Consider the following 24,330-nt stretch of genomic DNA (forward strand, 5'->3'; position numbering starts at 1 on the left):
CTACTTATTAGACTGAAGGTTTCCGCATAACACTCCGAAACGGGTGAATATGCAGATTGTTTTTGAATAACATCTCTAGTTAGATATATAGACTGAATCTTTCCGTATAGTATGCCGTTTGGGGTGGATAGGCAGAATTTTTCCGCCTATTTTCAGATGTATAAAGCGATTGCCACCACATTGCACCTGTAGCCTATCCCCCTACCAGTAATTTATCGGTGTCTCCAATGGCGAGGGTTTTATGCAGCTTTTTGAGGGCGGTGAAGGCTTGGCGGTAGCTGGCAGTATTGCCTTGATCTGAAAATAGCTGGACGGCTCGGTGCAGGTCATAGGTGGCTTCCGATTGTCGTCCAATTTTGGCGCAGGCAAGCCCCCGATAAAAGTGAGCGATCGCGTCTTGAGGGTTGAGGCGAATCACTTCGGTGTAGTCTTGAATTGCTCCAAGCTTGTTTTGTAGGCGAGTGCGGGTTAGCCCACGATAGAAGTAAGCCGGAGCATAGTCGGGATTAAGTTGAATGGCGTTGGCGTAGTCTTCGATCGCATCCAATTTATCGCCCACCTCTGACCGAATAAAGCCTCGGTTGCAGTAGGCAATAAGGTTGGCTGAATTGTGCTGAATAGCTGCATCTAAATCGGCGATCGCACCTTTTTTGTCGCCCTGATCGTAGCGAACCAGGGCACGATTATTGTAAGTGATGTCGTCTTGGGGATTCAGCCGTAACACCTCGGTGTAGTCAGCGATCGCACCGGGACAATCGCCCAAATCGTAGCGCGTGGAGGCACGATTGAAGTAAGCCTCTGCATCATCTGCATCAAGGGTTGGTTGATCGAAGCGGTCAATCAACCCTTGAATCACGCTCGGCTCGGTGGTGCGTAACCCCACCGCAGCAGCAGGGAAAACGGCACTGGCTGTGGCGATCGCGGGGGTGCCTAGAATGGCGTAGGCGCGATCGCAAACTAAAAAGTGTTCGTGAGTTCCCAGCACCTTAAAGCGAAACTGGTCAGGATATTGCTTTTTCAACGCCGTCAACTGGTTTAGCGTCGTGTATAAAAAGCCTTTTTCGGTCGAGTTGACTGCCCGACGGCGATCGATGGGGCGCGATGCATACCAATCTTTGGTATTGCCCAAATGTCCCCAGCCAATATCCAAACAGCCCTTTTTTGCCAAAAACTGCTGCAATTGCTGCATCATGGCATCATCAAAGATCACTGCTTCTGGAAAGGGATATACCATTACCAGCCGAGCCTGAGCTTTTTTGAGCGCAGTTTCTAGCATGGCGCGGCTAGTTAAGTGAGAAGAGTCGTTTTCACGGGCTTCTGCTTGCACATCAAACACAAACTCATAGTGAGGCTCTAGATTGCCCGTATGGATTTCCTGCTGCAAGCTAGTCACAGTATTTTCTGCCCATTCCACGCGGGTTGCCAAATATTTAACCTCGTTTTGCAGGGCGCTGGTATCTAGTAAGTGGGGCAGTCGTTGGACTGAATCGTGCAGGCGTTGCTGCTGCTGCTCCAAATCCTGCGATCGCTGGTGCAGGCTGCCTAATTGCTGCTGAACCTGATCGAGTTGAGTGGCAAGTTCGCTCTGTAGCTCTGCTTTTAAGTGATTGAGATCATCTGTGGTGAGTTGGTTTAGCCGTTGTTCTAACGTGTGAATCGTCGTTTGCAACGTGGTCAGTGTTTCTGGAATATCGGAGCTTGCCTGCTGCCATACCTCGACGTTTACAACCTTTGCAGTCGTCACATCCAATTGCTTCTTCAAGATTGTGGTTGCCAACTTCAGGGGCGCGATCGCCTGTTCCACATAGCTGCCTTGCTGAGCAATCTTACTAATCTGCATCTCCAATCGCGAGAGATCCCGCCGCGTTGCCATCTCGCCCACCATTTTGATCAACGCTTCTACTTCTTGTTTGAGAGCGTTGGCATCGAAAGGCGCAGGCAAATGATTGAGGCGACGATTGAGCTGGCTAATCTGATCTTGCAGTGTGCGATAGTTCCCCAAATTTTGCTGAGGCTCCATCTGTTGAAGAGCGCTATGCAGTTGAGCCAGCTCAGCCTTCAGTTGATCAATATCGGGTTGCCAGTTGGTGAGCTGTTTGGGTGGAGTGAGCCGTGCCAGCGACTCCCTAAGTCCTGCCAAAGAGTTATCTAAGGTAGCCTGCTGCTGTTGCAACTGAGCCATTTCTTGTCTGAGCGATCGCCATTCTGGCTTGGTAATTTCCTGTTGTAGTCGCGAAATGCTGTTAGACAGTTCACTGTAAAGTGCTTGATTTTTCCCTTGAAGATCTTTTCGCAAAGTCGCAAGGTGAAGCGCACTGGGCAACCCTTGAATTTGCTGCTGCATCAGGTTAATGGTTCCTGACAATTTTTGATCTAGCTGAGCGATCGCGCCATCAATATCCGATCGAGTCTCTTGCTCCAACCGACGATGGTTCAACGCATTCAGCAATAGTAATGCTGAAACTGGAGCCGCTGCATACAGCACTTGCTGAGACACAGCGGTTGCCACGGAGCCAACACCGGAACCGACCAGCATAATGGACTCTGCAAGATTAAGCCAATGACGGTTTTTCACAGCGGTTTGCTCGCCTGAATAAGACTGCTGAATTAAATTGATCAAATTGATCAAGTGGACTTACATCCCCTTTCAATCTTTTTTCATAGATTCAGCATCTAATCAGGAAAGAGATACATGAGAGTAACGATCGGCTACAGTGACCTAACCAGCAAAATGGGTAAACTACGCGAAGCCACCAGTCCAATATCTTTTAGAATCTACGGAAACCACTCATTATCTTGTGTATCGCTGTTAGAACTTTTAATTTTGGTGGCATGACACCTTCGCCTGTTCCCTGGCTGTCTACCTTGCAGGAAATAAGCTTATATTATTCTGGAAAAAAGCCCCCAGATTCAAAATCCCTTTCCTATGAGAGAGGACTTTAGGGTGAGAAATTTTTAACTCTGTCGTTTTATAGATAAGCAAGAGTCTATAGCGGGGTATAATCTCGAAAAGTTTACATATCGCAAAAGTTGGTCATGCGTGAATGAATCAGGGCAGAAGGAATTGAGAGGACAGGAGTAACTGTGAAACAAGTTGATACCAATAGCCCACAAACCAAAGCCAAATCAGATTCATTCCCGCCGCAATGGGCTAGTCAGGCTCAAACCCCTTCTAAACAAGTGCCTCTTGTGTCATCCAAACAACCCTCTGCCGCCAACTGGCTTCAAAAAGCTTTCGCTTTGGGCATTGTGACCATTGCTTCTACAACCATTGGTTTAACTGCTGCTCTTTTGTTGCCCTTACCCATGGGTCTGGTTGCTAAAGATAAAATTACCAAACCGCTGGATTTATGGCAGTTTGGCGTGGGTTACCAAGTTTCTCGCCCAGTTAATATTTTGGTCATGGGCATCGATCGCGTACCCACTGCGGCACCCGGTTCTCGCGAAATATTTAATGGTCGTAGCGATACGATGCTGTTACTACGGGTTAATCCAGATACCGATTCCATCAGCCTTTTGTCGGTTCCGCGAGACACTCAAGTTGAAATTCCCTCAGTCGGTATTACCAAAATCAACGATGCCAATGTGCAAGGTGGAGCCACTCTAGCGGCCCGGACTGCCAGTAGCGTGCTGAATGGCGTGCAGATCGATCGCTACCTGCGCGTCAGCACTGAAGCATTCAAAGAGCTAGTGAATCTCATGGGTGGCGTTGAAGTCTACGTGCCTCAACCCATGGTTTACGAAGACAAAACTCAAAAGCTAAAGATCAATCTATCGCCTGGAAAGCAAGTTCTAAATGGTTCCCAAGCTGAACAGTTTGCCCGCTTTCGCGGCGATGATCTTGGAGATATTGGGCGAGTGCAGCGGCAACAAGCGCTTTTAAAGGCACTGCGAAAGCAATTGACAAGTCCCAGTGTGATTCCCCGCATTCCTAGGCTGGTGCAGGCGATGCAGAAGTACATCGACACCAATTTAACCCTGGAAGAAATGCTGGCGCTGGTGAGTGCAGGGCGGAAGTTGGGTGAAGGTAATTTTAAGATGGTGATGTTGCCAGGACGGTTTAGCTCACCGGATGAATTTAGAGCCAGCTACTGGATCATGGACCCGGCAGGGCGCGATCGCGTCATGAAGCAATACTTTGATATTGATCCTCTATCATCCTCGTTAGAAGGGGATGCCTCAGCTACTGCCCTCCGAATTTCTATCCAAAATGCCTCCCGTAACCCCAACGCCGCGTCGCAACTTAGTCAGCGTTTAATCTCACTAGGCTTTTCAAATGTGGTCATCGCTTCCGATTGGGCAGATAGGCAAGCCCAAACTCAGGTTATTGCTCAGCGAGGAGACCTCCAAGCGGCCCAAGTGCTACAACAACAGTTAGGGCTTGGCACGGTTGATGCAAATTCCACCGGCGATCTAGAGTCAGACATCACTATCAGAGTTGGAGATGATTGGGGGAAGCAAGCGAAATGATTAACTGGCTGCGAAATTCGGTGTTTGTTTTAGGGGCGATCGCTCTAGCGCTCGCTTGGGTTTTGCTCAGTGCTCAGCCCGCCTTTGCTGAGGAAGGTAAGTTTACTGGTTACACTAATGCCCAACTAGCCAATCAAGACTTCTCCAATCAAGACTTATCAGGGGGAAATTTCGTTTCCTCCGAAATGCGAGGTGCAAATCTGAGCGGAGCCAACCTGACTAACGCCATGTTTACCAAAGGCAACCTGCTGGGTGCCAATCTATCGGGCGCTAACTTGGAAGGAGCACTAGTCGATCGCGTCACCCTTTATAAAACTAATTTGACCAACGTTAACTTCACCGGAGCAACCCTCTCCAACAGCATTTTTGAGGAGGCGGATATTACTGGAGCCGACTTTACTGATGCCATTGTAGATCGCTACACTGTCACCCAACTTTGCAAACGGGCAGATGGCATTAATTCCGTCACAGGCATTTCGACCAGAGATAGTTTAGGCTGTCGTTAGCGATGGTCAGCGCTGCTTAATAACTTTTTGAGGTCAAGACCACGAAGTGCCTTGACCTCAAGTTTTTTGGGATAGAAAAATTTAATTGGCTGCTACTTCCCTAAAGCTTTTATTCCTCTTCCTCCATCTCCTCTTCCTCTTCTATCTCTTCTTCATAATCCTCCTCTACTTCCTCTTCCTCGCTTTCCTCATCTTCTTCCTCCTCATTGCTGCTATCTTCTATTTCTTCCTCTTCATACTCCTCGCTTTCTTCCTCACTGAATTCTTCCTCTGAGTATTCTTCGGTTTCTTCGTAGCTAGATTCCACAGATTCAGTCGATTCTTCGGACTCTTCAGTTTCCTCTAAATATTCTTCAGAGGTCTCTTCTACGTATTCTTCAGAAATCTCTTCACTCTCCTCGTAGTCAGCGTCTACAGTTTCAGCCGATTCCTCATATTCTTCAGAGTCATCAGTTTCTTCTGCTTCCTCACTGGATTCATCCTCATACTCAACATAGTCGTAGGTATAAACTGACTCTGATTCTGATTCTGTATCTGTGTCTAGCTCATCGCCGAACAGGTCAAAAATGGCATCTGCAACTGAAAAATCGTCTTCTACCCATACGCCCTGACTAAAATCCAGATCGCTTACAGCGCGAACTGCCCATAACTCCTGACAGTATTCAGGATTAGTCATATAGCTGTAAGGCACGTAACAGTAGCCCTCTTCACCCCAGCCTTCGCCCCAAGAATTACGCACGATAAACGCTTGAGATTGGTCGGAATACCCCACGCAAAGCATGGCATGCCAGCCGTGTTCTGCCCGACCTTGTTCGGAAGAGTCAGGAATCGGAACAATGCCGCGCTTTTCGGCTTTGTCAAAGGAATGGAAAAGTTTGAGTCCAAATGCGAAGGGAAAGCCTTCAGCGAGACAACTCTTCATGGCGGTTAGGTCACACTCAATTTCTTGAGCTTCTTGTACCAAGAAATTACGGGCTTCTTCGTAAGCGGCATCGTGAGGCTGCACGTTAACTTGGGCTTCATCGTATGCCCAAGTTGCTTCGCTACAGGCTCCATGTTCTTGCAACACTTGAATTGCAGATACGATCATACAGCCAGCATCTTCTGTGCTTTTTTCGTAGGCACGGGCGTTGTAGTAAATAAACAAGCGGCTAACATCACCAGCATTGCCGTTTGCCCGTTTTGCTAGATATTCGTAGGCTCCAGCTAGTGAGTTGGCAACACAACTGCTGAGTTGAGACTGGTTTTCAACAGCGGTCATATAAGGGCGCAAATCGACCCGTGGCGGCAATTGTTCGGGCTGAAAGCGATCGCTAGAGTATTTTTGAGATTTTGGTGGTTTTTTGCCATTAGCGGGTTGAAAGCCGCCTAACTTGATAGTTTGTCCAGTTGCGCGATTGGTAAGAGTCGTGACTTTATGACGTGTCATGAATTGTGTTTATAGGTTCCAGTGCTCGTTCTTCTGGTATTCCCAAAACTAATCCTGAATTCCCGCAGGCTAATTACAAAAACTTTCTTGCTTAAAAAGCAAACAGCTACGGGTTGCTTGAGCAGTACCCAACAGCAATTAGTGATTCAAGCGATGTCTCCTGACTCAAGCTTAAACGTGGCTTTTTCGGCAACCAGAGTTAAATAATTTGAAGAAGCTCGTGAGGGTTCATATACTCCTTTTTCCCATTCGCTGACAGTTTGCTGTCGGATGCAGAGTTCTTTGGCAAATCCTGCTTGAGTTAGCCCCATGTGCGATCGCAAGGCTTTGACCAGTTCCCCGTTCCATTGAATCTGATCATTCACGCGCGGCACTGTGTAAACTTGAGGCGGTTTGTGAAAAGTGACCTGCTCGTCCAAAAAGTTTAAATCTTTCACTAAATAACCTGCACTCATCCAAGCGGTTGATTGTAGTGCGCCTTTGCTACGATTGCTCCACCATGCCCGGTTGTGGCGGGCAGATTCCGGTAATGGAGCACCCATGAGAGTTTCAATATCCGCAAACGTTAGTACTATTTCAGGACGATCTTCCTGAAGTAAGTACTCTAGCAATGGCTGATATTTGCTTCCACCCTTCATAAACTTATTCCACAACAAGTCATACGCTAACGGCGATCCTGATTCAAAAAAGCCTCATGAACAGAAATCGTCTCATTATAGAGATACTTTGCGAAACTGCGAAACCAAGCACCAGCAAAGAGTATGGGATATAGGATTTTGTGAAGAAACCTTGTTGTTGCAAATTCTCAAGCACCTACAGACCTTGCTTAAGTGTTAAGCAAGGCCAAGTCTTTTTTAAAGCTTGCGGATCACTTATCAGTTGATGTGGAATAATTAGCAAGTTTTGATTCTTCACACTCACTATGAATCAGTTTCTTCGGCTTCTGCTCCTCTCCCCGGCAACATTTGCTTCAGTTATGTCGCTGGTTATGGTTCAACCTGCTCAAGCCAATAAATCTGATTGGGTTCAGGTTTCTAAAGAGACAACTTGTTTACGTGCGGCAACCTTGACAGCAACGAAATTTACCTGTAAGCGTCTAGCATCTGACACTGCTAAGGTTTTTGATATTACTCAATCTCCGCTGGGTGTAAAGGAGATAGCCGAAATTGATGATGTCACGGCAACCTCATTTGATATGACAGAAGAAGAAAGTGATGCCACGGTCGCTTTATTTGGGTGTGATTGTCCAGCTTGTGTGCGATCGCTCCGTCAGCTTCGCAATATGCTTTCATAAACAGCTAGCCCATTGCGCGTTAAGGTGGTAGTGACTCATGTTTGCGGCGCGATCGCGTCTCTCAGCCTTTAAATGTCTACCTCATCTGTGCCATTGCCACCCGTTTTAGAAAAGATTGTTCGTCGTCTACAACAAACAACTGATCCAAAACGCCGCTACGAATATCTCCTCTGGCTCGCCAAGCGTTTGCCAGCGCTCCCAGAGTCTCAAAAAAATGCTGAGAATAGGGTTCCAGGATGCGTCTCTCAGGTTTTTATCATCGCCGCATTAGTGGATGGAAAAGTCACGTTTGAGGCAGATTCCGATGCTCAATTAACCAAGGGATTAGTAGCGCTGCTGGTTGAAGGGTTGAATGGATTGACTCCCCAAGAAATTTCTCAGCTTACTCCTGACTTCATCAAAGATACTGGTTTAGATGTCAGCCTCACACCTTCTCGCGCAAACGGCTTTTACAACATCTTTCAAACGATGCAGCGTAAGGCTCTATTGTGTCAGTTGGAAATATCTATGCAATCCGTTGCTGATGATTCAACCCCGTAACCACGATTGGTTTCACATGGCTGGAGTGTTATTGACTTGAGCGAATCAAGAACAGGGAAATTAAACTGAGGTCTCTCAGCCAGTCACTCTAAATTAACTAAAACTTAACTCGTTCTTCGCTTCATCCGTTATCCCGAATCTGAACCGTCTAAAATGGTCAGATATCACCCACATCAAGGGCACTGCATGACGGCTACTCTGCTCAAGTCTTCTACCTCACCGCTGAATGCGCCGACCATCCATCGCTTAGCCAACGGGCTGACCATCATTGCCGAACAGATGCCTACAGAAGCCGTCAGCCTAAACATTTGGCTCAATGTTGGCTCTGCGTTGGAATCCGATGGCATTAATGGGATGGCGCACTTTTTAGAACACATGATATTTAAGGGCACAGCAAAGCTGCAAAGTGGCGAGTTTGAGCGGTTGATTGAGCAGCGGGGAGCTGTGACCAACGCTGCCACCAGTCAGGATTACACTCATTACTACATCACAACAGCTCCAAAAGATTTTGCTGAATTGGCACCCCTACAAGTGGATGTGGTGATGAACGCGACTATTCCTGATGATGGGTTTGAGCGAGAGCGGCAAGTCGTGTTAGAAGAAATTCGGCGATCGCAAGACAATCCCCGTCGTCGAACCTTTCACCATGCCACCGAACTCACCTTCGATCGCCTGCCCTATCGCCGCCATGTGTTGGGACCTGCTGAAGTTGTGGAAAATCTGACTGCGCAGCAAATGCGCGACTTCCACTCAAATTGGTATCAGCCCCAATCCATGACTGCTTGTGTAGTGGGTAATCTACCCGTCGAAGAACTGATCCAGATTGTAGAGGACAGTTTTCAGCAAGGCGCACGCAAACAAGCACGAGGGATGAGAAAAAACTCATCTCTCCCCACACCTCAATCTCTGACTCCCGAAACTCCGTTCACCGAAATCATCCGCCGGGAAGTCACCGACGATAGCTTGCAACAAGCTCGATTGATTATGGTGTGGCGAGTACCAGGATTGAACAATCTTCAAGAAACCTATGCATTGGATGTTTTGGCATCGGTGCTGAGTCGGGGGCGCACCTCCCGGCTAGTTCGTGATCTGCGCGAAGACCGTGGCTTAGTCTCAAACATTTCGGCGAGTAATATGAGTTATCTGCATCAGGGCGCATTTTATATTTCGGCTCAGTTACCCACAGAAAATTTGGCAGTGGTAGAAGCGGCGATCGCCCAACATCTCCAAACCCTACAAACAGAACTGATTACTGAACTTGAAATTGCCAAAATTCGGACTCGCACGACCAATAGCTTTGTGTTTGGCAACGAAACTCCAAGCGATCGCTCCGGGCTTTATGGCTACTATCACACGTTGCTGCGAGATCTAAAGCCTGCAATTCATTACCCTGATTACATTCAGGCGATCGATGCTGAGGCCGTGCGAGTTTCAGTTCAGCGCTATCTTTCGCCTCAGGCGTATGGCATTGTCACGATTCGACCCGGAGAAGAGTAAGACATCTACCTTAAAGCAAGTAATAAGCAAGCAAGTGATAAGCGTTTCCTTGAAAACTCTATGTGGGATTTGATCGCAGCGCATTTGAGCCAGAGTACGGGTCAACTGTTTCAACTAGAAACCCGGCGATCGGTCAGTGGCGGATGTATCAACTCTGCTTATGCGATTTCTGGCAGTCAGCAAACTTACTTCGTCAAGCTGAATCAAGCCTCTCAACTTGACATGTTTGAAGCAGAAGCAGCGGGATTGAATGAACTGCTTGCCAGCCAAACCATTCGAGTGCCCAAGCCAATTTGCTGGGGAACCACAGCGGGTTCTGCCTATTTAGTTTTAGAATGGCTGGATTTGGGACGCAACAGCGGATCTGCTTGGGAAGCAATGGGTCAAAAGTTGGCGGCACTGCACCAAAACACTAGCCTCAAAGGATTTGGTTGGCAGGTAAACAATACGATTGGAGCAACGGTTCAAATCAACCACTGGACAAGGAACTGGGCGGAATTTTGGATAGAACACCGACTCGGCTATCAGTTCGGGTTAGCGGCGCAGCGAGGAGGAATTTTTCCTGCTCAAAATCGCTTACTCAGTGCGATTCCTAAATTATTAGCAGGGCATGACTTACAGCCAGCCTTAGTGCATGGCGATTTGTGGTCAGGCAATGCCGCAGTTACCCAAACTGGCGAACCCGTGATTTTTGATCCAGCAACTTATTATGGCGATCGCGAAGTGGATATTGCTATGACTGAGCTGTTTGGTGGCTTTCCGGCTGATTTCTATCGTGGCTACAATGCAGCATTTCCACTAGATTCTGGCTACTCGCAGCGCAAAACTCTTTACAACCTTTACCACGTCCTCAACCACTTCAACCTGTTTGGCGGTAGCTACGCGGCTCAGGCAAATCGGATGATCGAGCAAATCCTGAGTTCCAGCTAACAAGAAGGATTTAGATTTCTTTGTCCCGAACTTTCAGCTTCAAATGCTCACAGATCGAGTTGATTACTTTCACATACGCATCTGCTGCCGCCCGGATGCAGTTGCCGCTACAGGCACTACTTTCAAAATTCAAATCGCCGCACTCCACACCCACCACCATTTCCACTGGAGAATCGGCTCCCGTCAAGGTCGAAGGTCTAATCCAAAAACGGACCAACTGTCGAATGGGCATGTCGTACCATTCATCTACTGCTTGGTCGATCGCTCGCTGAATTGCCTCGAACGGAGTTCTCCCCCTAGCAGTGACCGTTATCCGATCGGCGCATCCTTTCAAAAAAATAGTGGCTTCACTCTCGTCGCTAACGATCATTTGCAGGCTTTCTATCCGCAAGGACTCCGATCTTGGTAGCTGCATAACGAGCGGCAGCCGTCCAATATTATCCAAATTCAATAGAAAGGCACCCACTGAAAATACTCCAATGTGGTTGTTCACTTCGCGCCCCGTCTCAGCACAAATCGTCGGCAAGGTGATATAAAAATAGCCGTCCACTTGCGCTCGATAAGAGTCCACTACTGTTCGAGCAAATTGCTGCGGCTCCTGAGTTACAATCACATCCACTGCTTGATCGATCGCTGTTGCTAGCCGCAAAGCATCACAGAAATTGCCAATTTGCAACTCTCCCGACAGTTCCCAAACCGATCTTTCAAGTGGGTAAGCTTTCACCTGGTTTAATAATCCCCAATAGGCATCCTGGCAGGCTTCATCCACTCCTGCTCCCTTAAACTGTTCCCAAAAAGTCAGCGCCAAATTCCAATCAAAAGAAGTGGTGTACCACTGAACCGGACGGGATGCGAGTCGCCTTAACAGGCTTGTATAGTATTCGCAGTGCGGATCATGTCTTGCCAAAACGTTTTGGAAAACATTTGCAGTCACTAAAGCAGTACATGTAGTTGGGAGCTTACTTGGAGGCATATTTCTTACCTGTAGATGCGATTGAGTTGAGGCATATACTCACCACACACCACGGTCACAAGACAGTTACTTAGCTAGATGCAGCAGGGGGCTTTTACTGCACCATCGCTTTTGGTTAACTATTTTTGCCGCTCACGCTCCTTTTCTGCACAGACCATCACTTGCGTCGTTTGGATTTCTTCCACCAAACTTTCTAGCTTGGGAATGCTGGCACAACTTGTAATTACTTCTTTCATCAATGCTTCTAAATCAGCCATCCGCTGTTTAATTTCACCATCACCCTCACGAGCAGGGACTGGCTGAGGAAACATATAAACAGGGGCGGGAGGGGCGGCTGAAGCGACATTGCTAAAATTAATTTGCTGTAACTGTCTCAATTCTCGAATTTCGTCTTCAAGGGCGGCAACTCGGTCATCGGTGCTAGTTTTCAAGCCTTGACGCAGCAGCCTACAAACTAGTTCGGTGACTGCAATTCCATCCACGCCTGCCCGTTCCCTTAGATCTTGCATTAAGTCTTCAGGCAGTCGAAAACTTACTAATTTCCTATCCATAGTGGGCTTCAATTTACGTTACTGCACTGCATCTAGTTGAGATTGCTCTCACACGCTCATCAATCGTATATCAATCTTGGCGAACTAAATAGATCAAGATATACAATTTCACGCGGGAATATTTTGAGGCGAAGGGAGGATATTTTGCAGGCATCCTGGAATTTTCTTGTTCTTGAACGCGATCGCGGCTATCAATCGGCTTCACATCACTGTTGATAAGCCGCACAGCTCAATGATTTTGAAACGAGCGGCCCTATGAGAACTTTTGTTTAGGTACTCAAAATAAATAGATTTTGTATATATAAATACTTTCAATAAAAATCTTTTGTATATACAATTGACATACATAAAACTATTGGTATTAGAAGTTCGATACGAACAGTGGTGAGGAGTCCTGCCCCGATTATGCTCTACTTTAAAAAATCTTCAGGAGAATCCTATGAATTGCCCTCATCAAGGCTGTGCTGTACCACCTTGCCAGATAGCTCCTCATCCCGATCGCCATAATATTGAATATTGTCGCGTCTGTGCCGAATGGCGGCATATCAGTGATATTGGCAGCGATGCTCCCAATGTGTTTTGGTCGATTGTTGCAGTCGCAATCACATTGACCCTCTTTATTAGTTTGACCAATGAGTCCCAAACACCAAGCTACGAACAAAATTATACTCAGCCTAGACAAATTGATTAAATCACTCGATAGACGCTCAATAGGGATAGAGTTGCTCAACTCTATCCCTACTTAAATCGGCTGTTGGTTTATATATTTTCAGATAGGTGAATATCAACCATTCACCACGTCGCCACCATTGGGGTGCAGCATTTGTCCAGTCATGTAGGATGAATCACTGGATGCGAGAAAAACATAGCACGGCGCAACTTCCTCTGGTTGTCCCGCTCTCTGCATGGGTACTTGAGCGCCAAACCGTTCTACTTTTTCTTCAGGAAAGGTTGACGGAATCAGCGGAGTCCAAATTGGACCTGGTGCAACACCGTTGACTCGAATGCCTTTTTCAACCAGTGAAGCAGAAAGCGATCGCGTAAACGCTACGATTGCCCCTTTTGTTGAGGAATAGTCTAACAAGCTGGAATTACCTTTATATGCTGTAACTGAAGCAGAGTTGATAATAGTACTGCCTGGTTTGAGGTGCGGCAAAGCGGCTTTTACCAGGTAAAACATACTAAAAATATTTGTCCGAAAGGTATGCTCTAACTGCTCTACAGTGATCTGTTCAATACTTTGCTGAGGATGCTGTTCCGCCGCATTGTTGACCAAAATATCTAGCTGACCAAATTTTTGAATAGTTTGCTCTACAATTTTTTGACAGAATGGCTCATTGCCGATGTCCCCTGGAATAAGTAGACAATCTTGTCCTTCTGCTTCTACAAATCGCTGGGTTTCTTCTGCATCGGAATGTTCATCTAGATAAGAGATTGCGACATTTGCGCCCTCTTTTGCAAACAGAATGGCGATCGCGCGACCAATACCGCTATCTCCTCCCGTGATAAATGCTACTTTGCCTTTAAGCTTGTTAGCTGCTTGATAGTTAGAGCCTAATGCTTGAGGCTTTGGGTCCATCTCAGACTCTAACCCTGGTTGAAAGAATTGATGTTGAGGTGGTTGCAATTGTTTAGAGGATGATTGAGTCATGTCTAACCTCCTTTTCTTCAATGTTGGTTGGCGTTGATACAAAGGTCAATAGGGACGCTGTCAATAACGTCCCTATCAGTAGTAAAAGCAATGCTTTAGCAGGTGAATTGTTAGTTACAGCTTGATTTGTAGCTGCTTTTTAGCTTCCTTAAAGCGAGAGCCTAATTGCTCTTGTTCTTCTTTGCTACAGTTTTTACCAATTGCAGCAAACATGGTGCTTTCTTCTTGCCGAGTGTGATCTCCGACCATTTCTTTCACTTGCTTCAAGCAGTCTTTGAAAGCAGGTAAGGATGCATCCATAGACTTCATTCTTTCTAGCAGAACTTTAAGTTCTGCTTGCTCATCGTACAATTCTTGGGTGTTTTCAACCCCATAAAAAGCACGAACAGTAGGATATACAACTTGTTCTTCTGCTTCAGAGTGAACTGACAGATCTTTGTACAATTGCCCAAAATATTCTTGAATTTTTTGAGCATCGTTTGAATTTGCAATTTCCATGATCAAGGTATCTGCTTTGCGGTGATCAGCAAAGATGATTTCTTGAATGTTCATGTCAGAGCTATTGCTGTTTTGAGTGACTGCACTACCTACTACGCCAGAGAATGCTGCGATCGCATCTTGCACCCGTCCCCATACACTTTGATCAGGATCTTGCCCGGTCAACTCACGCGTTCCTAAAACTTCTAAAACACCTTTGAGTTGCTCTTGATGAGCACGGCTTTCAAAGTTAAAGGTGTTCAATGGGGTGATAGCAACCTCAACATCAGCACCCACTACTTGACCCGCTTTATGAACAATAACTCCAGACATAAACTGGGCATGTTTCAACAATTCATGTTGAACTACTTTTTCATAAAAACTCAGTTCTGAACCCTTCATCAACTCTTGTGTTTTTTGAATCAGTTCTTGAGTTTTTTCAGAAGGCTTTTCTTGAATGCCGTATTGAGTAATAACGGTGTCTACAATGCCCAGATTTTTTTCGTCATCTGCAATCATGTGCTGAAAGCGATCGCGCAATTCAGCGTCGTCACAAGCTTTAAGAAACTCTTTTTCGCTGTCAAGGATGAGATTTTGGACTGCACGAATATCTGCCAATTTCACGGCGATCGCTGTGCGTTTTGTATCATTCAAAGTTAAAACCATTTCAGCATTCTCCTGAGTGTGAGGAATCTTTATAAACATGGATATTGACAGTGTGCATCGCATAAAAAAATGCTCCATCTGTCGCACGACGGAGCATTTGAAACTAAAAGATGGATCACCTATCAAAACGAGATACGAAATTGAGTATCCCGATCAGTGATGGGTTTAGCTGCTTTTTTTACGACGCTTTAGCCACAAACTGCCTAACCCTGCTAGTGCCATGCCAGTCATGGTAGTGGGTTCTGGAACAGCAGCATTGCTGGTAGGAGCCACATAGTTACCGAGTTCAGCCGCAGTTGCGGTAAACGCATATAGATAGGAAGGGAGCAGAGTTGAGCCAGAGGGGCAGGAAGTATCTAACGCAACGTTGGCACCGTTTGTGCAAACATCAAACTGCACACCTGTACCATTTTGAGTCACGCTGAAATCATTATCAGTCGCAACCAGAATTGAGTAAGAGCCATTCGCCAGTTGTGGACCAAACGTGAAGCCTTCAAATTTCTCTGGAATGGTTTGTCCTGCGGCAGCTAGCAAAGCTTGAATATCAAAATAAAGCGACTTGCCAACCGGTGTTACCCCAGCGATCGCGTTATTTGAACCAGTGAGGCTGATATTGCTCACATCGGTTGCGCCTGTAATGTCAATTTTGAAAGTGCGCTTGCTACCAACGGGATTCTTCCCAGTCGGGTCATCTACTCCGACTCCCCGATTATCGCGCTCTAGCACAATGAATTCGTGATCATTTAGCGCAACAATGGAGCTAACCCCAATGTTGCGACCTTGCGCTGTCGCGCCAAAGTCACCTGTAGTGCCGGGAATCCGAGCATTGATTTCAGCTACTGTTTCCAAAGGATAGACATATTGAGCAGTACTCTTGCCCGTTGCCGCATCAAACACTACAAGTCTAACGTTGCGGCTAGAACGTCCAGTAGGAGTGCCTTCCTGCGTCAGCGGATCTTGTAAAACAGCAATTAGCTTAGAGCCATCGGGGGTAATCGCTAGCCCTTCAAAACCACGATTGGCTTGCCGTCCTTGTGCCACAGTGACAGAACTATCACCGGAGAAAGCCAGGTTGCCTTGAGCATCTCTGGCAAGAAGGTTGGCAGGTATTTCAAATTCGCGAACGAGTTTGCCAGCGGGTGTAAATTCTTTGACGGAGGGACCGTACTCGTCCGACACGTAGAAATTGCCATTGGGCGCAATGGCAAAACCCTCTGGGTCAAGACTGCGACCTAGCACATTTGCAGCACCGTTCAAAAGAAGAGGATCGAATCCATTAAAGTTTTCGCCAGTCTGGTCGGTGAATAAGATGGTGGACAAAAGTTTAAAGTTGCTGATGCCTCCACTATTGGGGTCAATATCCACTGTAAACTTTTCAACACGAGTGTCGTAAGGAATGGTGCCGCCGCCCGGTCCGCGATCCACAACGCCATAAAAGACTTTGTTGTCGCGATCGTAGTAAAGATCGGAGCCAAAACCGCCCAAGCGATTTGTGTTAGCGCTATTACCCGTGGGAGCAGATGCCAAATCTGTAGCATTACCGGGGATGCTTAAAGAATTGACGAAGGTGAATGCTTGAGCTGACTGAGTGCCTGTAGCAAAACCTAAAGCCGATAGGCTTAAAGAAAACGCTAGCGCAGACAGCCGACTTTGAGAAAAGGTTGCCATTGGAAGTATATGTAAAATTACTGACCTATCTGAGAATCGGGCACCAACATTAAGAACAGGTTTAGATAAGGTCAACAAAGATTTAGCGATCGCTGACTAATTGATATCTTTATACAATTAGTGCGATCGCTTAATATCACCTTCACATAAAGCATGTTTAATCTGCTACCTACTTCCTACCCCACCCTACTGATCGCTCAACGTCTTCGTGATGTTTCTGGGTTTATCCACATTCAGTCCTCGTTGAACGGCGATATGATAGGCCAGCAGTTGCAGTGGAATCACGGAGAGTATAGGAAAAAGAGGATTGGCGATCGCTGGCAATATCAGCGCGTGATCCAACAAGCTGATGGTTTCGGGTGCGGCATCTTCCGTCAGTATGCCAATAATAGGTGAACCGTGAGATTTGACTTTACGTAGGTTGGCAATCATGGCAGCGTGAGTAGAGTCAGTAGGAGCGATCGCAATGACGGGGATACGGGCATCTAGTAAGGCGATGGGTCCATGCATAAACTCACCAGCTCCATAGCCCTCTGCATGAATGTAAGTAGTTTCTTTTAGCTTTAATGCACCTTCCAAGGCGATCGCTCGATTAATTCCACGTCCCAAAACAATACAGTGCTGCTGATTGACCCATTCCTGGGCAATATTCTTAATTTGGATTTCTAACTCCAGCACAGCCCGAATCTTTGCAGGTAACGCATATAGCTCGGCATGATGGATCTGAATTTTTTCATGTGCAATGGCTTGGCAAACAAGCGCGAGTTCTAGCGCGAGATAAAAGCAAACGATTAACTGATTCATAAACGTTTTCGTGGCAGCTACGCCAATCTCTGTGCCTGCCAAGGTGGGCAATGTCCAATCCACCAATTTGCTTAAAGCACTAGCGGGTTGATTCGTAATACCCAACAGATGCGGCTGAAATGCAGGAGATTGAGCAGCTCGACGCTGTTTATCTAGGGCGATCGCGTTCAGTGTATCAGCCGTTTCGCCCGATTGTGTGATGCCAATCATGAGCGTGTTTGCACTCATAGGCAGAGGCGCTTCCTGAAACTCTGAGCCAGATCGAATACGCACAGGGATGCCTGCCAGTTGCTCAATCCAATACTGGGCAATCAATCCAGCATGATAGCTACTACCGCAGGCAAAGATATGAACTTCATTCAGGTCACAAAGAAAAGCAGTGAGACTGGAAGAGTACGGAGTGTGGAGTGCAGAGTACGAGGTGGGTAGGTAGTGTTCTAGGCAGACTTGAACCGCTTGAGGCTGATCGTGAATCTCCTTCAGCATGTAATGAGGAAATCCACATAGATCGGCAGAATCAAGCTGATTGACTATATCAGCACCCGGTAGATTGGAGTTCACGTTAATAGCAGGGGAAGGATACCTCTAGTGTGCCTTAGGCGATCGCTTCTCCGAACCCTCCCACCTAAATCATCGATAAGTCACCCGATACTTCTAGACGAGTAGCTGTGCCTGAACTCATAAACATTTCAGCCAGGTTTTCGGAGACAGAAGGACTAATCCAGCCCATTTGTCTGAGCAAGTGAACCGCAACGGCATGTTTTGCTCGCTTTGCGCCATCCATCACCTTAATTGCTAGACCCATACCTTCACGGACGCGCCCAACGCATTGAATGCCCTCGGCCCCAGATTTGCTCACCAGTTCGCCTTCTGTTAAGCGCATCAACTCCGTATCAAACTCGCCTTCTCCTGCAACGAGCATTGGATGATGCACCATGGCTCGAATAATACGTTCCATGTCTAAACTGTCGCCAGAGGCAAGCCGAGCATACAAGGTTGCCATTTGCCCCATTTGCAAAAAGTAGGTTGGGGCACCACAGTCGTCACGGGCGGCAATCAGTTCTTCTCCAGGCATACCCAGAATTTCTGCAAGCTTTTGCAAGATAAGCTGCTGGACAGGATGATTGGGTTGCAGGTAGCTATTTAGCGTCCAGTTTCGCTGTTGACAGACGGCAAGCATACCCGCATGTTTGCCAGAGCAGTTGTATTCTAATGGACTTTTCTTGCCCGCTGGAATGGGGCACTGCAATGCTGAGGGATCAACATCTGCCCGCCAAAGAATATTAAACGCTTGCCTAACTTGTTCTACAGTGCCTCGGTGAGAGCTACAGATAATCGCCAAATCGCGATCGCCCAATCCATAGCGTTCTAAGGTGCCTGTTGTTGTTACTGCCAGCGCCTGAAATGGTTTTAACGCTGAACGAATAAAGGTTGCTGTTTCGGCACTACCAGCAACGGATAGAATGCGCCCGCGATCGTCGCTAACAACTGCTTGCACGCGATGTGTTGATTCAACAAGCCCCTCGCGCAAAAGTTGCACCGTTAGCTCTGTTGCTTGTGTCCGTCGTCCCCGTGGTGTAGTCATGGGCACAACTCTATCATCAGACGGGGACAGCAATCCACTTTCTTTAGAGTTGAGAAGAGAAAAAACATTGCTATTGACCGAATTTTTTAAGGAAAACAAATCAAAATCATTCAAAAAACAATCACAAGAGCTAATCAGTTTTGTCGATCAGCTCTTGTGATTGATAGCGCAATAATGCACTCCAAATTCAACCCATTTGCAGTGTCTTATTTGCTTTCAGTGAAGTCAGCATCAATGACATCATCTTCAGAAGCACCACTAGAAGAACTAGATCCTCCGGTGCCTGCGTCATCGGGAGTTCCTGCTCCAGAAGGCGCTGCCCCATCCGCTTGCTGATAAATGTTGCTACCAATGGTGTAAAGAGATTGCTGAAGTTCGGTCGTCAGAGTTTTGATGCGATCAAAATCTTCTTGGGCGATCGCCTCCCTCAGATCTTTGACCAACCCTTCAACCTTAGTTTTATCTTCAGCGGAAACCTTGTCTCCCAGTTCAGTGAGTTGCTTCTCTGCCTGATAAGACAAAGAGTCTGCCTGATTTTTCAGGTCGATTTTCTCGCGACGCTCTTTATCTGTCGTTGCGTTTTGCTCGGCTTCGCGCACCATCCGTTCCACATCGTCTTTAGGTAGCGTAGAAGCTCCCGTGATGCTGATGGATTGCTCTTTACCCGTGCCCTTGTCTTTGGCAGTAACTTGCAAAATGCCGTTGGCATCGATGTCAAAGATCACTTCAATCTGAGGCACACCCCGCGGAGCCGAAGGAATGCCATCTAAACGGAAGGTGCCCAAGCTCTTGTTGTCATTGGACATTTCCCGTTCACCTTGCAAAACGTGAATTTCCACGTTGCTTTGACCATCCACCGCTGTTGAAAAGACTTCAGACTTTTTGGTGGGGATAGTAGTGTTGCGGGGAATAATTTTGGTCATTACACCGCCCAAGGTTTCTACACCGAGGGACAGTGGGCTAACATCAAGCAGCAGAATATCTTTGACTTCTCCTGCCAACACACCTGCTTGAATGGCTGCGCCAACCGCAACAACTTCGTCAGGGTTAACGGTCTGGTTAGGTTCTTTATCTAGAACGCGCTTGACTAGTTCTAAAATTGAGGGGATGCGAGTGGAACCGCCCACCATCACCACTTCATCAATGCTTTCTTTGCCCAATTTGGCATCCCGCAGGGAGTTTTCCACAGGAATCCGGCAGCGATCGATTAGGTCGGCACACAGTTCTTCAAATTTGCCGCGGGTCAGTGTGGTATCCAAATGTTTCGGACCATCTTGAGTCGCAGTAATAAATGGCAAATTGATTTCTGCCTGAGTCACGCTGGATAGCTCAATCTTAGCTTTTTCAGCAGCTTCAGTCAGGCGTTGCAGGGCTTGTTTGTCTTTACGGAGGTCGATCCCTTCCGATTTGCGGAACTCTTCTGCCAAATAGTCCACGATCTTTTTGTCAAAGTCGTCGCCGCCTAAGTGCGTATCACCAGAGGTTGCGAGCACTTCAAACACGCCATCGCCAACTTCCAAAATTGAGACGTCGAAGGTACCGCCGCCTAAGTCAAACACAAGGATAGTCTCGTTGCTCTTCCTATCTAAACCGTAAGCCAATGAAGCAGCGGTTGGTTCGTTGATAATCCGTAGGACTTCTAAACCAGCAATCTTTCCGGCATCTTTGGTTGCCTGACGCTGTGAGTCGTTGAAATAAGCAGGAACGGTGATTACCGCTTGGGTAACATCTGAACCTAAATATTTGCTGGCATCTTCTTTGAGCTTGCGGAGCACTTCGGCAGAAATTTGCTCAGGGGCGTACTGCTCACCTTTGGCAGAAGAATCAATCTTGACGTTGCCGTTTACGTTTAAAACTTTGTAGGAAACTTCGGTTAGCTCATTGGCAACTTCGTCAAACCGACGACCAATAAACCGCTTTACCGAATAGAAAGTATTTTCGGGGTTCATGACGGCTTGGCGCTTGGCAATTTGACCAACCAAGCGATCACCATTTTTTGCAAAAGCGACTACAGAAGGCGTGGTTCGGAAGCCTTCCGCGTTTGCAATGACAGTGGGCTTGCCACCTTCCATCACAGCCACACACGAATTTGTTGTACCCAGGTCAATTCCGACGACTTTTGCCATTGCTGCTTCGGCTCCATCAACTACTACGAGAGATCAAAAATATCTGAGGGGCTGTTCACCATTCACGACGATCAATCGTGAGACAGGCAGGAAATCATCGTTGTCAACCGATTTATTCCATAGCTCAGCGCTCCTCCCTACATAGTCGTCTCAATTGCGGTTTCTGATGAAGGAGTATTTACCGTACCTAGGTGGGCGGTTAGGTTAAGTGATCGGTTCAAGATGCCATTTAAGTCGAGAACTCCGCCATTTTGGTTTCTAACACAGGCATCAGCTTGAGTCCAAATTCGCTTTCAAAACTGCTCTTTTTGGTTTCCAGGCTCCACAGTTCTAGAGCACATTTATCAGCGGGGTTGGCTGCTTGAAGATGAAGCTGCAGTTCGCGATTAGTCGGCGAAAACTTACAGGTGATTGTTTCAATGGCTCCAATCTGACGGCGATCGAGGGCAACCGCAAGCCGCAGTAGAGGACTTAGTTGATCGACGACTCTCCGATGCTGCTTGCTGATTAGGTTACGGTAGCTTTCGTGCTTTTTCTTGGGATTGTTTTTGCGGTGGTAGCGCGCTAAGTTTGCGATCGTTTCTATTTCCGTTTCGGTATAGCCCAAAAGCTCTCCATAGCGAATGAGGTAGTAGGAATGTTTGTGATGGGCAGAGTGGCTGATGAAGTGCCCACAGTTATGCAAAATGGCGGCCGCCCACAACAGTTCTCGTTCTTCAATACTCCATTGATGCAGAACTCCTTGAGTTTGATCAAATAGGCTAAGAGCAAACTTTGCGACGCGTTCACTGTGATGCAAGTTCACCTGGTACTTGTGGGCTGTTTTAAGAATGCTGCGTTGGCGAATGGAACTTTGATAGCGCAATCGATCTTCAATCAGCTCATGGGTCACCATCCAATCAACAATGACTCCTTCGCGCAGTGATCGCTGGCAAATAGTGATCGTTTCGATGTTGAACAGAGTCATGACCTCCTGCAAAATCAGCGCTCCTGCCAGAATGATCTCAGCGCGGCGATCGCTCATGCCCGGAAGCTGCGATCGCTCTGCAATATTCATACGCCGAAATCGATGGGTCATTTCCTGCAAATCAACCAGCGTAAAGCTGTAGCCGTGGAGTGGCGTTGGCACAATGCCCAAATGCTCCCGTGCATGTAACATTGCCAACGTTTCAATGGTGCCAGAAGTGCCAATCAACCGCGGCATTTCACCAGGTTGGAGATGAGTCTGCAATTCTTCCGTCGGACGCTCCAACATGCCGCGAATATAAGCTTGCAGCGCTTCAAATTCTTTAGAACTGATGGGATCGGTGAAAACATACTCGTTAGTCAATCGAACTGCGCCAATTTTGGTGCTGCTTAAGCTGCGGGGATCATGACCATCACCCAAAATCAGTTCTGTAGAGCCGCCGCCAATGTCTACCACAATGTGCGGCTTGTTGTTAAACTCAATGCCTGACAACACACCTAAATAAATGCGCCGCGCTTCTTCCGCTCCTGAAATCAGATTAATCCAAAGTCCTAATTCTGACTCCACGCGCTGTAAAAACTCTTGTCCATTGGGAGCTTCGCGAACCGCACTGGTGGCAACTGCCAGGATCTGCTCTGAACCCAGGCTTTGAGAAATCTCCTGACAGCGTTTGAGCGACTCTAAGGCTCGCTGCATAGCTTCCTCGGTTAGTCGTCCGGTTTGATGACACCGCTCACCTAGCCGAACCGTATCTTTTTCGCCAGCAATGATAGTAAACGCAGGCAATGCAGGCTGAATGCGAACAACTACCATATGAATGGAATTTGTCCCTACATCAATTGCCGTAAGAATGCGATCGTGTTCCAAAGTCATTGAGTCTTGCTAAAGATCGGACTAACTGTATCTTTAGTTTCACTTGTTCGGTGAACCAATCAGAAAATTTTTGAAAAGAATTGCTCACCATCCATTACTTAATTCGACATCTACTTAAAAAGTGTTGGCTTGTAAGTATGTTCGGAATCTCAGCAGAACCGTTGAGTCAAACAAGTGCAAGTACCAATGCTAAATCTACTCAGCGCTGTTCTTGCCGAGATTGAAAATGTCCGAGTGTAGATGAACAATCGCCTTGGCGTAAAAAGCCGATCAATTGTTAAGATATATGAACAAGCTATGACTGGTTCCTCATGTTTTCTTCTCCAAGTGAAAGTTCTACTCCTTCCTTGTATCCTCCGATTCAGCCGGAGGGGAATGATTTTGATCAAGACTTGGTTCAAGCATTTCAAGAGAATCAAACTCTGCGGGAGCATATTTTGCAGCACGCCCAACTGATGCAGTTACTTACACATCAGCTTGCTACGCCGCTGACAGCATTAAACGGTGCAGTTCATTTGTTAGGTGAGCCATCCTTAGCACAGGAACAGCGTCAGGAATTTTTAGAGGTTATCCAGCAAAAACTCCAATCACTTACCCATCTGCTGCGTGACTTAATGGCGTTGCGTAATGTAGAGACTGGAAAGATAGCTACTCAGCCAACGAGCTTTTGTTTTCAAACTCTTGTCAAGGAGGTGATAGCAGAGTTGGCACCCTATCCAGTCATGTATCAATTTGAAGCTGGGTTGCCTCAGGTTTGGGGCGATCGCTGGCAGATTTCCCAAGTCCTGGTCAATTTTTTATCCAACGCGATTAAGTATTCCCCTGCTGGGCAGGCGATTGACGTGGGCGCAGTGGTCAAGCAATCGGGCTGGGTAGAGATATGGGTGCAAGATTATGGTTTGGGCGTTCCTGAAGCGGATCAGCCTCATCTATTTAATCGGTTTTATCGAGTCAAGCACGGCGATCGCCAAAATATTGAGGGTACGGGTTTAGGATTGTCTTTGTGCAAGCTTCTAGTCGAGAATCAAGGTGGACAAATCGGTTTTGAATCCATTCATGGCGCAGGTAGCCGGTTTTACTTCACCTTGCCAATTACCCCACCTTTCACCCGATAAAATAGACTGTTATCGTGCCATCTACCCACATAAACCTGGATGAAAGGCGATCGCTCCTTCTTCGGGTTTGTATCATTTTTTGCGTAGTAGGCTTTAGCAAAACGCTCTCGCAGTGCTTTGTCTGCTTTATCAAACGCTTTATGTTTCACTTTGATATGGCTAAAAATAACAAGAGTTTATAAAGCTCAAGGGCGAATGCTGCTGCTTT

At 46.9% G+C, this 24,330-nt stretch carries 22 protein-coding genes; 8 read left to right on the forward strand and 14 right to left on the reverse strand.

Going from position 1 to position 24,330, the window contains the following annotated elements; translation table 11 throughout:
• Positions 1-193: 193 nt before the first annotated feature.
• Positions 194-2,575 carry a tetratricopeptide repeat protein gene (locus JOY44_RS19800; protein WP_171575275.1) on the reverse strand — a complete coding sequence of 794 codons (2,382 nt, stop codon included), beginning with the start codon at positions 2,573-2,575 and terminating at the stop codon, positions 194-196.
• 509 nt (positions 2,576-3,084) lie between these two features.
• Here JOY44_RS19800 and JOY44_RS19805 point away from each other — a divergent pair.
• Together JOY44_RS19805 and JOY44_RS19810 are read left to right on the forward strand one after the other, a co-directional pair.
• Complete coding sequence (locus JOY44_RS19805) at positions 3,085-4,470, forward strand: LCP family protein (protein WP_171575276.1); 1,386 nt, start codon at positions 3,085-3,087, stop codon at positions 4,468-4,470.
• The gene (locus JOY44_RS19810; RefSeq protein WP_171575277.1) at positions 4,467-4,976 is read left to right on the forward strand and encodes a pentapeptide repeat-containing protein; all 510 of its coding nucleotides are present in this window, start codon (positions 4,467-4,469) and stop codon (positions 4,974-4,976) included. The genes JOY44_RS19805 and JOY44_RS19810 overlap by 4 nt, the downstream gene beginning before the upstream one ends.
• 109 nt (positions 4,977-5,085) lie before the next feature.
• Here JOY44_RS19810 and JOY44_RS19815 read toward each other — a convergent pair whose 3' ends face one another.
• On the reverse strand, positions 5,086-6,405 hold the full coding sequence (locus JOY44_RS19815) for a C1 family peptidase (protein ID WP_171575278.1): 1,320 nt from the start codon (positions 6,403-6,405) through the stop codon (positions 5,086-5,088).
• Between the two features lie 146 nt (positions 6,406-6,551).
• Positions 6,552-7,043 carry a helix-turn-helix domain-containing protein gene (locus JOY44_RS19820; RefSeq protein ID WP_171575279.1) on the reverse strand — a complete coding sequence of 164 codons (492 nt, stop codon included), beginning with the start codon at positions 7,041-7,043 and terminating at the stop codon, positions 6,552-6,554.
• A 284-nt stretch (positions 7,044-7,327) separates the two neighbouring features.
• On the opposite strand from JOY44_RS19820, the gene JOY44_RS19825 reads away from it, so the two are divergent.
• The 4 genes from JOY44_RS19825 (at position 7,328) to JOY44_RS19840 (ending at position 10,666) form a co-directional block, all read left to right on the forward strand.
• Positions 7,328-7,699, forward strand: a complete 372-nt coding sequence (locus tag JOY44_RS19825) for a hypothetical protein (protein WP_171575280.1) — start codon at positions 7,328-7,330, stop codon at positions 7,697-7,699.
• A 72-nt stretch (positions 7,700-7,771) separates the two neighbouring features.
• The gene (locus tag JOY44_RS19830; RefSeq protein WP_171575281.1) at positions 7,772-8,239 is read left to right on the forward strand and encodes a SufE family protein; all 468 of its coding nucleotides are present in this window, start codon (positions 7,772-7,774) and stop codon (positions 8,237-8,239) included.
• 186 nt (positions 8,240-8,425) lie between these two features.
• Complete coding sequence (locus tag JOY44_RS19835) at positions 8,426-9,736, forward strand: M16 family metallopeptidase (RefSeq protein WP_171576132.1); 1,311 nt, start codon at positions 8,426-8,428, stop codon at positions 9,734-9,736.
• 60 nt (positions 9,737-9,796) lie between these two features.
• Entirely contained in the window at positions 9,797-10,666 is an 870-nt protein-coding gene (locus JOY44_RS19840; RefSeq protein ID WP_171575282.1) for a fructosamine kinase family protein, read from the forward strand.
• 10 nt (positions 10,667-10,676) lie between these two features.
• On the opposite strand, the gene JOY44_RS19845 is transcribed toward JOY44_RS19840, so the two are convergent.
• From JOY44_RS19845 to JOY44_RS19855, 3 genes are all read right to left on the reverse strand, one after another.
• A complete protein-coding gene (locus tag JOY44_RS19845) occupies positions 10,677-11,600 on the reverse strand; it encodes an alpha-isopropylmalate synthase regulatory domain-containing protein (RefSeq protein WP_203032068.1) in 924 nt (307 codons plus the stop codon).
• Positions 11,601-11,758: 158 nt separating this feature from the next.
• Positions 11,759-12,190, reverse strand: coding sequence for a hypothetical protein (locus JOY44_RS19850; RefSeq protein ID WP_171575284.1), 432 nt, complete (start codon positions 12,188-12,190; stop codon positions 11,759-11,761).
• A gap of 70 nt (positions 12,191-12,260) precedes the next feature.
• Positions 12,261-12,416, reverse strand: coding sequence for a hypothetical protein (locus tag JOY44_RS19855; protein ID WP_171575285.1), 156 nt, complete (start codon positions 12,414-12,416; stop codon positions 12,261-12,263).
• A 213-nt stretch (positions 12,417-12,629) separates the two neighbouring features.
• Between JOY44_RS19855 and JOY44_RS19860 the strand changes: the two genes are divergently transcribed.
• Entirely contained in the window at positions 12,630-12,881 is a 252-nt protein-coding gene (locus tag JOY44_RS19860) for a hypothetical protein (RefSeq protein WP_171575286.1), read from the forward strand.
• 93 nt (positions 12,882-12,974) lie between these two features.
• On the opposite strand, the gene JOY44_RS19865 is transcribed toward JOY44_RS19860, so the two are convergent.
• The 7 genes from JOY44_RS19865 to JOY44_RS19895 form a co-directional block, all read right to left on the reverse strand.
• A complete protein-coding gene (locus JOY44_RS19865; protein ID WP_171575287.1) occupies positions 12,975-13,841 on the reverse strand; it encodes an SDR family oxidoreductase in 867 nt (288 codons plus the stop codon).
• A gap of 114 nt (positions 13,842-13,955) precedes the next feature.
• Positions 13,956-14,984: a hemerythrin domain-containing protein gene (locus JOY44_RS19870; protein WP_171576133.1), complete on the reverse strand. Its 1,029-nt coding sequence runs from the start codon at positions 14,982-14,984 to the stop codon at positions 13,956-13,958.
• A gap of 165 nt (positions 14,985-15,149) precedes the next feature.
• Positions 15,150-16,652, reverse strand: a complete 1,503-nt coding sequence (locus tag JOY44_RS19875) for an esterase-like activity of phytase family protein (protein WP_171575288.1) — start codon at positions 16,650-16,652, stop codon at positions 15,150-15,152.
• A gap of 186 nt (positions 16,653-16,838) precedes the next feature.
• On the reverse strand, positions 16,839-18,017 hold the full coding sequence (locus JOY44_RS19880) for an isomerizing glutamine--fructose-6-phosphate transaminase (protein ID WP_171575289.1): 1,179 nt from the start codon (positions 18,015-18,017) through the stop codon (positions 16,839-16,841).
• Between the two features lie 64 nt (positions 18,018-18,081).
• On the reverse strand, positions 18,082-19,041 hold the full coding sequence (locus JOY44_RS19885) for an asparaginase (RefSeq protein WP_171575290.1): 960 nt from the start codon (positions 19,039-19,041) through the stop codon (positions 18,082-18,084).
• A 206-nt stretch (positions 19,042-19,247) separates the two neighbouring features.
• Entirely contained in the window at positions 19,248-21,167 is a 1,920-nt protein-coding gene (dnaK, locus tag JOY44_RS19890) for a molecular chaperone DnaK (RefSeq protein ID WP_171575291.1), read from the reverse strand.
• A gap of 229 nt (positions 21,168-21,396) precedes the next feature.
• Positions 21,397-23,007, reverse strand: a complete 1,611-nt coding sequence (locus JOY44_RS19895; protein ID WP_171575292.1) for a Ppx/GppA phosphatase family protein — start codon at positions 23,005-23,007, stop codon at positions 21,397-21,399.
• A gap of 311 nt (positions 23,008-23,318) precedes the next feature.
• On the opposite strand from JOY44_RS19895, the gene JOY44_RS19900 reads away from it, so the two are divergent.
• On the forward strand, positions 23,319-24,122 hold the full coding sequence (locus JOY44_RS19900) for a sensor histidine kinase (RefSeq protein ID WP_171575293.1): 804 nt from the start codon (positions 23,319-23,321) through the stop codon (positions 24,120-24,122).
• Here JOY44_RS19900 and JOY44_RS31190 read toward each other — a convergent pair.
• Complete coding sequence (locus JOY44_RS31190; RefSeq protein ID WP_171575294.1) at positions 24,083-24,271, reverse strand: hypothetical protein; 189 nt, start codon at positions 24,269-24,271, stop codon at positions 24,083-24,085. The genes JOY44_RS19900 and JOY44_RS31190 overlap by 40 nt on opposite strands.
• Positions 24,272-24,330: the final 59 nt, after the last annotated feature.

The organism is Leptolyngbya sp. Cla-17 (genome assembly GCF_016807185.1).
GTDB lineage: Bacteria > Cyanobacteriota > Cyanobacteriia > Leptolyngbyales > Leptolyngbyaceae > ULC077BIN1.

Coding starts and splice junctions, on each gene's coding strand:
- JOY44_RS19810 (WP_171575277.1), top strand. CDS start 4,467: ATGATTAACTGGCTGCGAAATTCGGTGTTTGTTTTAGGGGCGATCGCT.
- JOY44_RS19885 (WP_171575290.1), bottom strand. CDS start 19,041: ATGACTACACCACGGGGACGACGGACACAAGCAACAGAGCTAACGGTG.
- dnaK (WP_171575291.1), bottom strand. CDS start 21,167: ATGGCAAAAGTCGTCGGAATTGACCTGGGTACAACAAATTCGTGTGTG.
- JOY44_RS19820 (WP_171575279.1), bottom strand. CDS start 7,043: ATGAAGGGTGGAAGCAAATATCAGCCATTGCTAGAGTACTTACTTCAG.
- JOY44_RS19815 (WP_171575278.1), bottom strand. CDS start 6,405: ATGACACGTCATAAAGTCACGACTCTTACCAATCGCGCAACTGGACAA.
- JOY44_RS19870 (WP_171576133.1), bottom strand. CDS start 14,984: ATGGTTTTAACTTTGAATGATACAAAACGCACAGCGATCGCCGTGAAA.
- JOY44_RS19860 (WP_171575286.1), top strand. CDS start 12,630: ATGAATTGCCCTCATCAAGGCTGTGCTGTACCACCTTGCCAGATAGCT.
- JOY44_RS19825 (WP_171575280.1), top strand. CDS start 7,328: ATGAATCAGTTTCTTCGGCTTCTGCTCCTCTCCCCGGCAACATTTGCT.
- JOY44_RS19875 (WP_171575288.1), bottom strand. CDS start 16,652: ATGGCAACCTTTTCTCAAAGTCGGCTGTCTGCGCTAGCGTTTTCTTTA.
- JOY44_RS19895 (WP_171575292.1), bottom strand. CDS start 23,007: ATGACTTTGGAACACGATCGCATTCTTACGGCAATTGATGTAGGGACA.
- JOY44_RS19830 (WP_171575281.1), top strand. CDS start 7,772: ATGTCTACCTCATCTGTGCCATTGCCACCCGTTTTAGAAAAGATTGTT.
- JOY44_RS19900 (WP_171575293.1), top strand. CDS start 23,319: ATGTTTTCTTCTCCAAGTGAAAGTTCTACTCCTTCCTTGTATCCTCCG.
- JOY44_RS19865 (WP_171575287.1), bottom strand. CDS start 13,841: ATGACTCAATCATCCTCTAAACAATTGCAACCACCTCAACATCAATTC.
- JOY44_RS19835 (WP_171576132.1), top strand. CDS start 8,426: ATGACGGCTACTCTGCTCAAGTCTTCTACCTCACCGCTGAATGCGCCG.
- JOY44_RS19850 (WP_171575284.1), bottom strand. CDS start 12,190: ATGGATAGGAAATTAGTAAGTTTTCGACTGCCTGAAGACTTAATGCAA.
- JOY44_RS19840 (WP_171575282.1), top strand. CDS start 9,797: ATGTGGGATTTGATCGCAGCGCATTTGAGCCAGAGTACGGGTCAACTG.